Below are 13,679 nucleotides of genomic sequence, written 5' to 3'. Positions count from 1 at the left end.
CGTCCCGAATCCTGAATGCGAGTTCAAAAGTCTCTCTCGGCATCAGTGATAGGCTTCGCCGGCTTTTACCTTGCCGCTGAACACGTGATAGGTCCAGAAGGTATATCCCAGGATAAATGGAATAATGAACAGCGCCCCAACCAGCATAAAGCCCAGACTTTCAGGAGGTGCCGCCGCTTCCCAGATACTGATTTCCGGTGGAATGATGTTTGGCCATAAGCTGATGCCAAGCCCGCTAAAGCCCAGAAAGGTGAGTAGCAGTGCCATAACGAATGGGCTGGTTTGCCCTTGTTGTTGTATGGCGGTATGAATCCGCCACAGGCAATAACCGGTCAGCAACGGTACGGGTGCGAGGAAAAACAGGTTCGGCATACTGAACCAACGCTCGGCAATCGATGGATAGGCCAACGGTGTCCACAAGCTCACAACGATCATGGCAATAAGAAATGCGATCAGTAAATATCGTGTTGCCTGATACATCTGCTGTTGAAGTGCTGACTCGGTTTTCATGATCAGCCACGTCGAGCCCAATAGCGCGTAGGTCACCACCAGGCCCAGCCCGCAGAATAACGGGAAGGGAGCCAGCCAGTCGAAACCACCACCAGCAAAGGTTCTGCCTGCAACAGGGAAGCCTTCAATGACCGCACCGACCGCGATGCCCTGACAGAAAGTGGCGACAATGGAACCGATAATAAAGGCTTTATCCCAGAAAGTCTGATGTTCCGGTAACGCCTTAAAGCGAAACTCGAACGCAACACCACGAAAAATCAGGGCAATCAGCATGATGGTCAGTGGAATGGTCAGCGCATCAATGATGACGGCATAAGCCAGTGGGAAAGCGCCAAACAGCGCCGCGCCACCCAACACCAGCCAGGTTTCGTTACCGTCCCAAACCGGGGCGACGGTGTTGACCATCAGATCGCGTTCGTCACGGTTTTTTACTAATGGCATCAGTATCCCGATACCCAAGTCAAAGCCATCCATTGTGATGTACATCAGGGTGGCGAAAATGATGATGCCGAACCAAATCACGGCAAGTTCAATTCCCATCGTTGTGCTCCTTTAGTGATCCCGAGCGGCTAAAGCCGACCTGACAGGGACAGCGGTTCATGTGTCGTGTTTGGTTTTGCGTTTGTGCCAGTATCAGATAGGCTGGTGTCAGGATCGTCAGGGCCTTGTTTGATCTGATTGATCATGTAGAAATACCCGACCCCGAACACCAGGGAATAGACCACAAAGAAAGTGAGCAGGCTGATACTCATGTGCAAATCACCATGGGCGGATACCGCATGTTGTGTTCTGAGCAGGCCATGAACGACCCAGGGCTGTCGGCCTACCTCGGTGGTTACCCATCCGGCCAGAATCGCAATGAGTCCGGCTGGTCCCATCATCAGGACAAAACGGTGGAAGCGGGGACTGCAGTAGAGGGTGCCCTTTTTCCGTAACCACAGGCTGATGCCTCCTTGCAGAATCATCAGTAGGCCAAGGGCAACCATGATGCGGAACGACCAGAAGACGATGGGGGAGTTCGGCCGATCCTCCGGTGCAAACTCTTTCAGTGCCGGAACTTGCTGTTCGAGGCTGTGCGTCAGGATCAAACTGGCAAGGTAGGGGATCTCGATCTTGTAATCGGTTTGTTCTGTTTCCATGTTCGGCATGCCAAACAGGATCAGCGGGGTAGGTTCACCATTACTGTTGTCCCAGTGCCCTTCAATGGCAGCGATTTTGGCAGGCTGGTATTGCAGGGTATTCAGACCATGCAAATCACCGACAAATGCCTGAATAGGCGCCGTCAATAACAGCATCCACAATGACATCGAAAACATCCGTTTGATTGCAGAGGAGCGGTTACCTTTGAGTAAGTGCCAGGCGGCAGACGCACCGACAAACAGTGCGCTGCTCAGGAAGGCCGCAATTACCATGTGCGCCAGACGGTATGGGAAAGATGGGTTGAAAATCACCGCCAGCCAGTCGACCGGAATGACCTGACCATTTTGAATCTCAAAGCCCTGTGGAGTGTGCATCCAGCTGTTTGACGCCAGAATCCAGAATGTGGAAATCAGCGTGCCCAGCGCAACCATGCAGGTGGCGAAGAAATGGAGTTTGTCGCCGACCCGATTCCAGCCAAACAGCATGACCCCGAGAAATCCGGCTTCAAGGAAAAAGGCTGTCAGTACCTCATAGGTCAGCAGAGGGCCGGTGATACTGCCAGCAAATTCGGAAAATCCACTCCAGTTGGTGCCGAACTGATAAGCCATGACCAGCCCGGACACAACGCCCATTCCGAAATTAACCGCAAAAATTTTGGACCAAAAATGGTAAAGGGTTTTGTAATCCGGGTGGCGGGATTTCAGCCATAACCCTTCAAGGACGGCCAGATAACTGGCGAGGCCAATGGTGATGGCGGGGAAAATAATGTGGAACGAAACCGTAAAGGCAAACTGGATTCGTGCCAACATGTAAGCATCTAAACCTAACATGTACTACCTGTGCTTAAAAATGGAAGGTGGTGGCATGGTAGGCGGTGGTACATTTCCCGCATAGATACAGAACAGGATTGTTAATCTATAACAGATTTTTTCATCATAGTGTTATAGTTGTTCTCAGGCTGAGTGAGTTCAAACCAGGGTAAGTAAAGCAAGTAAGGTCAGGTAAAGCAGATCAAAGCAAAGCAGGCAGGCGAGTACTTAGCCCGACCACAAAAGTTAGCCCCAGCAGAAAGAAATACGAACAGGTGCGGTTATGGCGAAATATGAACAACTGGTGCAACAGATCCAACGGCAGATTCATACTGGTGTCTGGCAGGCCGGGGACAAACTTCCATCGCTGCGTAAACAGGCGGAACATGGCAATATGAGCCTGATGACCGTACTGCAGGCGTACCAGGTACTGGAAAGTCAGGGGTGGGTCGTCTCGTATCCTCGCTCGGGCTACCGGGTTGCGCCTGAAATCAGGCCGGTTGCTGAAGTACAGGAAGCTGCTGCCGTGCTGTCGACTGAGTCGGTCGACGTGAACGATTTTATCTTCGATGTGCTGCAGGCTATCCGCAATCCGCGCATGGCTAGTTTTGGTCATGCCTACCTGGATCCGGCTCTGTCTCCCCGCCAGCAAGCCAATCGCTCACTGACGGCAGCGGTGCGCTCCATGCCGCTGACCAGCGTGGTCGACAACCTGCCACCTGGCAACGAGGAACTGCGGCAGCTGATTGCTCAGCGTTATGCCGCGCAGGGAATGAATATCTCTCCGGATGAAATCGTGATTACCGCTGGAGGGCTAGAGGCACTGAATCTGAGTCTGCGTGCAGTGACCAGACCCGGTGACTGGGTGGTTGTTGAATCACCCACGTTTTACGGTGCGCTGCAAGCGCTTGAAAACCTTGGGCTGAAAGCTATCTCGGTGCGTACTCACCCGCAGGAAGGCATTGATCTGGGCTCCCTGGAGCGGGCACTGCAAACCCACTCTGCGAAAGCATGTTGGTTGATGACCAATCATCAAAACCCGTTGGGTTATACGTTGTCGCTTGAGAAAAAGCAGCAGTTGGCCGCGTTGCTGAAAAAGTATCAGGTACATCTGATTGAAGATGATGTATACAGCGAGCTGTATATCGGTGACAGTAAACCGTTGCCCGCCAAGGCTTTCGATGAACAGGGGCAATTCATGCATTGCTCTTCGTTTTCCAAAACGCTGGTGGAAGGGTTTCGTATCGGCTGGGTTGCCGCAGGAAAACAAGCGCTGAAAATTCAGAAATTGCAATTGATGAGCACTCTTGCCACCAGTGTGCCAATACAGCTGGCGCTGGCTCATTTTCTAACCACCCGCAACTACGGCAGTCACTTACGCCAACTACGCCGTACTCTCAGCCAGCGCAAGCAAGCAAACTATGTGTGTCTGAAAGCTCACTTGCCTGACACGGTGAAAATACACCGTTCAGACGGCGGTTACTTTTTATGGCTAGAACTGCCACCATCCATAGATGCGACAGAACTTTACCAGGCTGCACTGGCTGAAAATATCAGTATTGCGCCGGGCCGGATGTTTGCGACTGGCGAGCAGTTTAATCATTGTTTCCGATTCAACGCGTCATTTCCGCTAAACGATGCCCATGCGCAGGCGATCATCCGGCTTGCAGAACTGATAAAAGCACAATTGGGTTAGTCACACTGGACTGGCACAAATGCAAAGCCTCAGGTGCCAGTGCTAACGGCCTCATTACTCAATGTTTGCCCCTGGCAGTGCGTGCAAGATCTGAAAAATGGCCGAATTGTCCGGACACCGGTAATGCCTGGCTCTTGGCGAGCTCATCACTGTCTCTTTGACCATATTCGTGGTTTCGAGCCAATAATGCTGATCATCGCTTTGGGAAAATTGATAGGTCACAATCCGCTCATTATTTTCAATATTCAGTCTTAGTTGATTGTGTCGCTCAGAGGGAAGACGAGTCACACTTTTACAGGTCGCCAGGAAGTGATCAAATGCTTCAAGTGCTTGATTGACAATATCAACCTGCTGCTGGCTCAAGGCATAGTAGTGGTGATTGATCTGGTAGTTTCTTAGTTCGGTGTCAATGACACGGCTCGACGCTGACGTATTTGACGCCGAAGAATTTGACGCTGATGGGCTTGATGTCAGCGGCGAGATCAGCTCAATCTGTGCTGGTAACAGTGTGTTGGTCAGTGTCATTACGTTGGGTCTGAACGTAAAATACAGGCTGACTGCAATAACTGAAAAACTGATCGCTATGATTACAAAGGTTTTTTTCATAAGTCACTTGTCATGTTTATCTTGTTTGGACTTTATTATTTTCGCTTATTTAGCTTGGCCCTTTTCACACGAATCTTCTACGCTAATGTGCGCTAAGAGAGCCTAAGCTCTCCTAGCGCAAGATGAAACGCTTTACTGTTTTTTACGTCATCAACTACTGAATAGACGTAGTGATCAGATTTCCTTGTGGGTCAAACAGTTGTATTGCACTGAGATGGATTTTACTCAGGTCATCAGCTGAAATTGTCATGATGCATCCAGAGGCTGGTTGTTCAATCGCTTCCAGATATCCACAACTCTTACTTGCTAAGGTTTGCTCATTCATCAGCAAGAACGTTGCTTCTGCGGCCCGTATTCCTTGCCCCTGAGTAATGGTCAACTGACCGTTCTGCTGGTTGAAAGTCACTGCAGGCTGACCCGAAACTGTTTCGTTGGGGTTATTCGGGCTGACAATCAACGCCATAGAAACAGTATTGTTCAACTGAGTCGGTCCCAGTGCTTTGCTCGCATATTGTTTTCCAACGCCACCGGTATCTGGCGTGCTGTTGTCATTATTGCTGTTGCTATTGTCATCGGAGTTACACGCCGAGAGCAGCAATGTAGCAAGAATTAGCAGACTTTTTCTCATTGTAGTATCCCCTTAAATTACATCGATTTTTTAACAATAGTCAGATCGAACAGATCAATTTTTCCATTCCGGTTAAAGTCACCAAGAATCAGCTTCGGATTTGCCTGAGTACTCTGACCATACATCTCAACTAGATGGTCATAGTCTAGGGTGTCGACTGTAGCGTCCTGGTTAACATCCCCGGCCAGGCCATTTCCAGGAATAAGCATCGATAGATAAACGTCAAAATCCGCTTTGTCTGAGCCGGTTGAGAAGTCTTTTAGAGGGTCCAGACCTAGCTGGTATTCTGTAGAGCTGTTCACACCGTCATTGTCATGATCTTTGTAACCATCGGTCGCGTCTTGAGGATCGAAGCCGTACTGATTTTCGATATGATCAGGGATCCCATCTTTGTCACTGTCGATCGTCGGCAAATAGGCAAATACCACTTTGTTGTCGGTGACCACTTCGTTGGTAAAGTTTTGCGTGAGTGTGATATCCAGGCTGTGTTTATCCAGCTCTGGATTGTTCTCATTCGAATAAACGAAGGTGTGTTGATAGCTCTCACCGTTTGCGTAGTCAGTACTGCTGTCTTGGGCTGAATGGCTGATGAAAGTCAGTGTATTCGCCACAATGCTTGGGGTTACCGCGTTGGCATTAGTGTCCCCGATGTTTTCCAGGGAGACAGTAACAGTAAACAGGGTATGCCCATTTTCAGGCTGGCTACTGACGTTGACTTTATCAATGGTGAACAGCCCTTCATTAGAGGTAAAGCCATCGGCTCTTAAACGAGCTTCTGCCACTTTAGCGGTCAAAATGGTGCTCTCTGCTTGCCAGTGAGTCAGTGCTTCTGACAGTTGAGCGGTCAGTGCTTTTTCCTGAGCCGGATCAGAGGTACCTAACTCCAGCAAGGTGGCAGCGATAGCCAGTTTATTACTGATCGCTTGTATTTTCAGATTAATGGCAGCAGTGAGTGCATCCGTGCGTAGTGCATCCCAGTTACCCGGTCTGCCATACTGCCTTTCCAGCTGATCGGCACTGATGATGTATGCCATCATGGCAGAAATATTTTGTTGGTCATTGTCGACCGCCGGCGTGAGGCTGTTGATGTAGTAATCAAAGAATGCGTCTAGCTTGCCATCGCTCAGCAACTGATTAGCCTGAATGAAGTGTTCATCGAGTGTGGCACTGGTTACCGGGATCGATTTCGTCGTGAGCTGAGTGTTTAACTGCTCCAGTTTTTTGTCAGCAAAAGCGAACGAAGTTCGGCTCATCGCACGGTAAGGGCTGATCGAAGAGTCTGCGCCGTCGGAAGTTCGCTCAATGACATTCTCAATCTGTGAATCCAGCACAAGGAAATGTGAAGACGCGACAGCAGAGTTAGTCGCGGAAACCGTGATATCACCCACCTTCAAACCTTTATCCAAGGCGCTGAGGGCTGTTTTCACGGTAGCCAAAGCAGGAATGGTATTTGCGATGCTGGCTGGCAGGATATCCAGCGTGCTGTCGATGGAACTGACAGCTCCACCAATAACGCCAATAATATCACTGAGTTTACTGGTATTCGCTAAGGTGGATTTGACGGCTTCCGCTTGCTTAAGCATCTGATTCAGCGACTGGTTAGCCTGATTGAGTCGGTAAGCCAGTGCGTCTGCCGTCAGGGATGTCGTGATGTTCGAGTGAACCCCGATTGATTTCTCAAACTTCGTATCTGCACCATTGGCGTAGATAGGAATCAGTAAGTCGAGTGCGGCTTGCTGTGCCATGTTTTCAATCAGAGGTAAATTAGGATTGGTGGTTGCGACAGCCAGTAAGGTTTTCAGCTCCGTCACCAGGCCATGATGTTGTTCTTCAAGGTTCATTTTCACAACATCAAGTAGTAAGTTACTGAGATTTTTCGTGAGTTGTCCCAGACTGGATGCTGTTATCTCGAGTAACTCTTTGACCTGGCTATAAGTCCAGCGAATGATAGCCCAGTCTGCTGCGGCAGGATCCAGCTTGCCGGCCACAGTTCTGAGCTGCTCTTCAATTTTTGTGAAAGTAGAGTTGAGGTCAAGGAAGGTCATGACGATTTTCGCCAGGCTGCCACCGATAATCTTGACATCATTTTCAATGTACTGGTTCGATTTATGAACGGCTTGGGTTGCAATATCCATGCGTTTTAACCCTTCTTGCTGGGCATCGGAAGGGCCATCACCAAGCTCGTCGGAGTGATCCGGAATGGTTGAAATCCAGTTTAAAGCCGTATTGGCTTCAGCCTCAAATGGCGCATTGCTGATAAGCGCGGGTCCAAAGGCTTTTATTTGATTGAGTCGTTTACTCACGCTGGCTTTGATTTCAGCCACAGTTAACAGAGCCAGGTTGAATGAGAGTTCCTCAACGCTGATATCAATGTCACCACTGTCGTTGACTGTGGTTGTGACGGTCATTTCCTGCGGTGCGTAAAAACCGGTCAATCCAGCGGTGATTTGATAGGTCTGATCCCCGGTCAATTCAATATCCACAGTTCCGGTACCATCGCTGATGTAAGTGGTGCTGTTACCATCTTTGTCCGTCACGGTGACTTGAGCCGATGCAATTGCCCGAGGTTCCGGATCATTATTCATCACAACTAACGGAAAACGCCCTGTTTTCAGATCCGGGGTATAAGGAGCCTGATCGCGGATCAGAGGTTGACCATTAGGATGAATAATCATTTGGCGGGTCAGTCCGTCGTGCAGACCAACAGGATCGGTAAAGCTGAATTGATAGCTGCTGCGAACGGCATCACCGAGTTGTGACAGCAGAACATCGCCATTGAAAGGCCAGTTCAGACTGGTGCCAAGAGAGAGATATTGTGACTCAGGGGATGAGTAGTAAACGGCTTGTTGCTGGGTTGAGAGGGCAGCCAGTGAAAACGTTGCCGTTGTATCACTGTCGCCGCCGTCACCCGCCACATGAGCCGGGGCATCGGTTATGAGCATGATTATTTGCTGCGCATCAGCCCGCCAGCTTAACTCTGAACCAGCTGAGATAATCGAGTCCAGCGGGTTTTCCGGCCAGTCTGAACCACCATGAGCGACAAGGGACGATACCCAGTTTTTAAATGCATCGGCATTGTTGGTAAAGCTGATTTTCTTGCGGTAAGGAACTTCATCACCAAACGAGAACCCGGCCAGTCGGTAATCAATATCGGCAGCGGCCAGTGCATCCACAAATTCACGGATATTGGCAATTACTGTATTAATTTCACCACTCATGGAACCCGTCGAATCGATGACAAAAGCAATGTCAGCTTTCGTCGAGGTGGAACCGATTTCGCTGACAAAAATGTCTAAAGGAGTCTGTCGCTCTGTCAGTGCTGGGTGAGTAATCGCTAATGCTAAGTCAGAGGAAGTTAGGCCAGATACATGTTCACCTTCACTGTCTCGTACACTGAAGAAGCCGCTTACTGTTGGGAAAGAGTGAGCATTGATCTCGGTGATCGTTACCTGACTTGGTGTAGCGATGCCTGCACTGCGGCTGACAGCGATACTTTTCGCTATGGCGGTCTGGTTCATAGCTGCCAGATCTTTGGATACAGCTTCAAGGTAAGTTGGCGATAAGTATTCAACCTGAGCCATCGTTGCCGGAGCAATGAACAAGCTCAAGGGTAACAGGTAGGGGTGCTTCACGTTATCTTCCTCTGATATAGGTATGACTGAAAAATCAGAGAGGAAATATAGGTATCTTTTTATAGGCAGTTAACTGCATATTTGCGAAAAATTGCAATCAACAGGCGAGCAAGTAAAAAAACGCGCATTTGTTACATCGTTTCTCTTTTTATTGTGATGTATGTTGGTCATAACTCTCTGTTATTGATGTGACCTATCAATAATTTGTGCTTAATGTTTGATTTGAAATGCAAAGGATTACATTGTTGCTCAATAGTATGCGTTTTAGGCACGATTATTGACTCTTCAGTGTGATCTTTATACCAACTTGAAATTTGAGCTTTGAGCAGTCGTTAAGTGGCGGAATAATGCCTGTCACTGAATCAATGTTGGCTGCCTTGGAACAAAAACCATACCCATTTAGTTGCTTATTGTGCCATCATGCGGTTCGCTGAAAGGTATAAATAGTATGTGAAGATTCTATTGGAGAAGGAATGACGGCTACAGATACCCATGGATGGTTTAATCACGCATTGACCTCATATTTTTGTTTCAACAATACACGCACCTTATCTACGAGCCGGCCCAGCCAGTTGACACTGCTACGAAAACCGGGAATGACGGCTTATATTGATCCGACCCGCCGCTACGATAATCACGTGGTTATTCATCAGAAATGCGCTGAATCAGATATTGAAGAGGTGCTTGGGTTGTATCCTGACCATCTTTCGCCTGAAATCAGTATTGAACCCGCGGCAACGGATTTTTCTCTTTCTCAATGCCTCATGAAACACCGTTTTGTGCCAGCCTACTCGCATGAGTTTCTCGCAATGAGGGCAGAGAGTTACCAGGCTTCGCCAATAAAACAGGAAATCAGGGTTGAGCGGTGGGAGTGTGAAAAAGTGGATGATTTTCTGGCTTTATTGCAAACAGCCGGTGTGGAGTGCAGCGAGACTGTCTGGGAAGAAAAACGGCGGTACTACTGTACTGAGCAATTTCGTTGCTTTGTCGCCTTTTATGATGACCAGCCCTGTGCCTGGGCAACGTCATACCTGGTCGATAATGGCATGAGTCGTTGTTCTCCCGTCAGTGATAAACTGGATGATACTGTCATTATTGCACGAGAGACAGGAGCTGAGGCTAAATCAGATACGGTTTTGAACATCAGGAAAGAGAGTGATCGTCGTGTCGCGATTTTCGCGAATGCGTATACGCAGGAAGCTTATCGGGGCAAGGGATGTCAAACCGCATTACTGCATGCTCGCATTCAGGATGCCAAAGCGGCTAAAGTCACGCATTTTCTCACCGATGTTATGCCGGACACCATTAGTAGTCGAAATTGTAAGGCTGCCGGGTTCACGACTAAGACGATTCGTACCGTATGGGCCCGTTCATAAAGTGGTAGGGAAAGTAAGAAAATAGGGCCATCTGGCCCTATTTGGGTGCTGTAAGAAAACGCCTTGGCGTTTAACCCTGCGATTCTGAACGCAAAAGGCGGTCTTATTTGATGACGGCGGCTGTAACCAGCAGTTCAACTTTCAGCTCAGGGCGTGCCAGTTTGGCTTCGCCACAAGCTCTAGCCGGCTGGTAGCCTTCTTCGAACCACTCATCCCACACTGCATTCATTTCGGCGAAATCGTTCATATCGGCCAGCCATACGGTTGTTTGCAGCACATGTTTGCGGTCAGAGCCGGCTTCAATCAGCAGCGCTTCAACCCGGCGTAGTGCTTCTGCCGTTTGCTCGGCAACACTGGTACCCGCAACACCTACCTGGCCACACAAGTAGACAGTGTCATTGTGGATCACGATCTTACTCATGCGCTGATTCGTGTGCTTTCGTTGAATAATTGTCATTATGTTGTTCCTTCACTTTTCTGTAGGGCTGAATATAAGATTTTTCTGATGGTGCCAGGCTGGCTAATTCGCCAAGTTTCAGGGGCTTTATCGGATGGCGAATCCGGTAATATCCTACCAGAGCAGGCTCTTTACCGGTTTCTGCCGCCATGATTTCCGCCACTGTTGAGCCACAGTAGCGTCCCTGACAGGGGCCCATTCCGCAGCGGGTTAAGGCTTTGACCTGATTGATGCCGTTGCAGTGATTTCTGGCCATCTTACGAATGTCCCCGGCTGTCACTTCCTCACACCGACAGACAATTGTGCTGTCTTCTGGCGTCAGCGCCTGTTGAGGAGGCGAATATAACGTATCCAGGAAAGGACGAATGGCCAGTTCTTTTCGAATTGCCAAAATAAGGCGCTGCGTTTCTTGCTGCCACCGTTCAGAAGGGAGGTAGCCTAGCGCATGCAAGGCGTCGATTGCAACCAAATGGCCTTGTTTTTCAGCCACTTTTGCCCCACCTATACCACAGCCATCACCCGCAACGGCAATGCCCGCCAGGGAAGTATTCAAGGTTTCGTCGAGAGTCGGCTTCCAGCAGCGTTGCTGAGAATCCCACTCGTGGTCGATTCCCATAGAGCGGGTCAGTTGGACATTCGGAATGACACCGATATGGCTCAGCACTGTTGATGTCGTTAGGGTATGTGCTTTGCCCTTGATGTTAAATGTCAGTTGTTCCAGCTGCTCACCGCCGTCAGCCCGGATATCGTTCGCTTGCGTATAATGCGGTATCCCGGCTTGTTTGATCTGCTTAAGGAGTTTAAGACCTTTCACGATATACTGGTGACCAAACAACGCGTTGGCCAGATAGCGGCTGGCCTTCAGATAGCTGGTCGGCAATTGAGTATCGACAATGGCCGCGGGGGTGGCACCGGCATTAATCAACTGCCCTGCAAGCAAATACAGCAACGGTCCGGTACCGACCATTACGGCATTTTTAGGGGCGATTCCTGACGTTTTGAGCAGAATCTGGCTGGCACCGGCTGTCATCACCCCGGGTAGTGTCCAGCCGGGGAATGCAAAGCTGCGTTCGATTGCCCCGGTAGCGATAATAATTCGCCTGGCGTGGAGCTTTTCACTTTTGCCCCGACGGCTCCAGTACACCGTTCTGTCCGGATCAACGCGCCAGATAGTCGCCTCATTGATGTAGTCCAGTTGTACTTCACTGAATGCTTGTAGCAGCGTGCTGCCATGCAGATAGTCCGGACCCAGTACATCCCCCATCGGGTGTCCTTGGGTTGAAATCGCCCGGTAAATCTGCCCGCCCGGACGGGGCTGCTCATCCAGCAATACTACGCTGGCACCTGCTTTCGCGCATTCCGTTGCGGCGACCATACCGGCCGGGCCTGCGCCAATAATACAAACATCGACATTACGCATAATTTTTCCCTTTTGGCCTAGTACCGCTGGCGTTTTACCTGAATGCCGGGCTCAACCAGACGCATACATCCCTGAACGTTTTGCTCGCCATCCACCTCAACACGGCATTCAAAGCAGCTCCCCATCATGCAGAAGGGGGCTCTGGCTGACTGGGTTGCCGGTGTGGTGCGGGTTGAGCGTATCCCTGCGACCAGCAACGCCGCAGCAATGGTATCGCCCTTGTTCGCTCGAATTTCCTCGCCTTCCCAGTAAAAAACAACCTTAGAAGAGGAGTTAGAGGCACCATCAAGCCTCACAAAGCTGGAATCGTTTTTCACTGAATAGCTCCAGGTCAGGGTGGCTGGCTTCATTTTCCAGCCACTGTGGTAAGAGGTAACTGTGGGCTGCGGCGAGGGTAATGCCACTGTGGCAGCTCACCAGATAAGCACCGGGATGGGATGCTGACTGCTCATAAATCGGCAGCCCATCCGGAGAAATAATCCTTAATGCCCCCCAGCTGCGGATCAGCTTGGTTTGGGCCAGAAACGGATAAATGGCGATCGCACGCTCAGCGATGGCGGCCGTGATATCCAGGGTGTCTTCCTCGTCGAAGCCGACGTTCTCTTTGGAGTCCCCAATCTGAATCCCACCTTCGTCAACCTGCCTGATCAGTCCTGACGCCCGTTTGAGCCGTGGCGGCAGTTTTTCGGTGATCAGAACCTGACCTTTTTGCGGGGTAACCGGTGCCTGAAAGCCAAGTTGCGGGCCGAGCGTGGCTGCCCCTAAACCTGCGCAGAGCACCAGTTTGTCACTCATGTATTCGCGACCGTCAGTGAGCTGCGCCACGTAACGGCCATCGGCATTCTGTGTGATGTGCTCCACCTGCACCTTGGTGATGAGCCTGCCGCCTAATGTCAGGATCGCCTGGGTATAAGCATGCAGGAGCTTGAGCGGATTTACGTGGCCGTCTTCTGCACCAAAAATGGCACCAATGACGTCTGGACCGATTTCCGGCTCCTCTTGAATCAACCGCTCACGATCCCACACTTCGTAAGGATGGTCGGACCCAAGGGCCGCGCGGATGTTCTCGTACTGGGCGGCGCGCGCCAGCATTTCAGCTTCACTGAAGTGGAAGTCGTAACCGCCGTTCTGTACAAGCTTGACGTCGATACCGCTGATGTCTGCCAGCTCGGCAGCCAGATTTTTCCACATGCCGACCGAGCGACGGGTCCAGGCGGCATAATGTGGCGCATCCAGCCCTTTGCAGGAGAGCCACACCAGGCCAAAATTGCCGCGGGAAGCCCGGTGATCGCTGTCGCCTCCGTCCAGAACGGTGACCTGATGACCGGCTTTCAGCAAGCCAAAAGCCACCGCACAGCCCACGATACCGCCGCCGATAATGGTATATTCCGGTTTCATGAAATAT

At 50.3% G+C, this 13,679-nt stretch carries 11 protein-coding genes; 2 read left to right on the top strand and 9 right to left on the bottom strand.

Translation table 11 applies throughout. The features are described from left to right. Positions 1 to 42 precede the first annotated feature (42 nt). Complete coding sequence (gene cydB, locus PGW97_RS22080; protein WP_273859838.1) at positions 43 to 1,050, bottom strand: cytochrome d ubiquinol oxidase subunit II; 1,008 nt, start codon at positions 1,048 to 1,050, stop codon at positions 43 to 45. Between the two features lie 29 nt (positions 1,051 to 1,079). Continuing rightward, positions 1,080 to 2,480, bottom strand: coding sequence for a cytochrome ubiquinol oxidase subunit I (locus tag PGW97_RS22075; protein ID WP_273859837.1), 1,401 nt, complete (start codon positions 2,478 to 2,480; stop codon positions 1,080 to 1,082). A gap of 262 nt (positions 2,481 to 2,742) precedes the next feature. Here PGW97_RS22075 and PGW97_RS22070 point away from each other — a divergent pair, with 262 nt between their 5' ends. Beyond that, the gene (locus tag PGW97_RS22070) at positions 2,743 to 4,155 is read left to right on the top strand and encodes an aminotransferase-like domain-containing protein (RefSeq protein WP_273859836.1); all 1,413 of its coding nucleotides are present in this window, start codon (positions 2,743 to 2,745) and stop codon (positions 4,153 to 4,155) included. A gap of 54 nt (positions 4,156 to 4,209) precedes the next feature. On the opposite strand, the gene PGW97_RS22065 is transcribed toward PGW97_RS22070, so the two are convergent. The 3 genes from PGW97_RS22065 to PGW97_RS22055 all read right to left on the bottom strand — a co-directional run bounded on the left by PGW97_RS22065 (position 4,210) and on the right by PGW97_RS22055 (position 9,021). After that, the gene (locus tag PGW97_RS22065) at positions 4,210 to 4,761 is read right to left on the bottom strand and encodes a hypothetical protein (RefSeq protein WP_273859835.1); all 552 of its coding nucleotides are present in this window, start codon (positions 4,759 to 4,761) and stop codon (positions 4,210 to 4,212) included. Between the two features lie 154 nt (positions 4,762 to 4,915). After that, on the bottom strand, positions 4,916 to 5,389 hold the full coding sequence (locus tag PGW97_RS22060; protein WP_047886100.1) for a hypothetical protein: 474 nt from the start codon (positions 5,387 to 5,389) through the stop codon (positions 4,916 to 4,918). Positions 5,390 to 5,406: 17 nt separating this feature from the next. Next, on the bottom strand, positions 5,407 to 9,021 hold the full coding sequence (locus PGW97_RS22055) for a VWA domain-containing protein (RefSeq protein ID WP_273859834.1): 3,615 nt from the start codon (positions 9,019 to 9,021) through the stop codon (positions 5,407 to 5,409). Positions 9,022 to 9,494: 473 nt separating this feature from the next. Here PGW97_RS22055 and PGW97_RS22050 point away from each other — a divergent pair, with 473 nt between their 5' ends. After that, positions 9,495 to 10,397 carry an N-acetyltransferase gene (locus PGW97_RS22050; RefSeq protein WP_273859833.1) on the top strand — a complete coding sequence of 301 codons (903 nt, stop codon included), beginning with the start codon at positions 9,495 to 9,497 and terminating at the stop codon, positions 10,395 to 10,397. A 103-nt stretch (positions 10,398 to 10,500) separates the two neighbouring features. Here PGW97_RS22050 and PGW97_RS22045 read toward each other — a convergent pair whose 3' ends face one another. Genes PGW97_RS22045 through PGW97_RS22030 form a run of 4 tightly spaced genes read right to left on the bottom strand, consistent with a single transcriptional unit; the run spans position 10,501 to position 13,672 of the window. Next, entirely contained in the window at positions 10,501 to 10,854 is a 354-nt protein-coding gene (locus tag PGW97_RS22045) for a RidA family protein (RefSeq protein ID WP_047886097.1), read from the bottom strand. Continuing rightward, positions 10,811 to 12,274 carry an FAD/NAD(P)-dependent oxidoreductase gene (locus PGW97_RS22040; RefSeq protein ID WP_273859832.1) on the bottom strand — a complete coding sequence of 488 codons (1,464 nt, stop codon included), beginning with the start codon at positions 12,272 to 12,274 and terminating at the stop codon, positions 10,811 to 10,813. The genes PGW97_RS22045 and PGW97_RS22040 overlap by 44 nt, the downstream gene beginning before the upstream one ends. A gap of 17 nt (positions 12,275 to 12,291) precedes the next feature. Then, complete coding sequence (locus PGW97_RS22035; RefSeq protein ID WP_047886095.1) at positions 12,292 to 12,591, bottom strand: (2Fe-2S)-binding protein; 300 nt, start codon at positions 12,589 to 12,591, stop codon at positions 12,292 to 12,294. Next, positions 12,560 to 13,672: an NAD(P)/FAD-dependent oxidoreductase gene (locus PGW97_RS22030; RefSeq protein WP_273859831.1), complete on the bottom strand. Its 1,113-nt coding sequence runs from the start codon at positions 13,670 to 13,672 to the stop codon at positions 12,560 to 12,562. Before PGW97_RS22030 ends, PGW97_RS22035 begins: the two co-directional genes overlap by 32 nt. Positions 13,673 to 13,679 lie beyond the last annotated feature (7 nt).

The sequence above is a fragment of the Photobacterium sp. GSS17 genome, from assembly GCF_028621875.1.
GTDB classification, from domain to species: domain Bacteria; phylum Pseudomonadota; class Gammaproteobacteria; order Enterobacterales; family Vibrionaceae; genus Photobacterium; species Photobacterium ganghwense.
The sequence above is the reverse complement of the archived record's forward strand: the minus strand, read 5'-3'. Positions and strand labels throughout refer to the sequence as shown.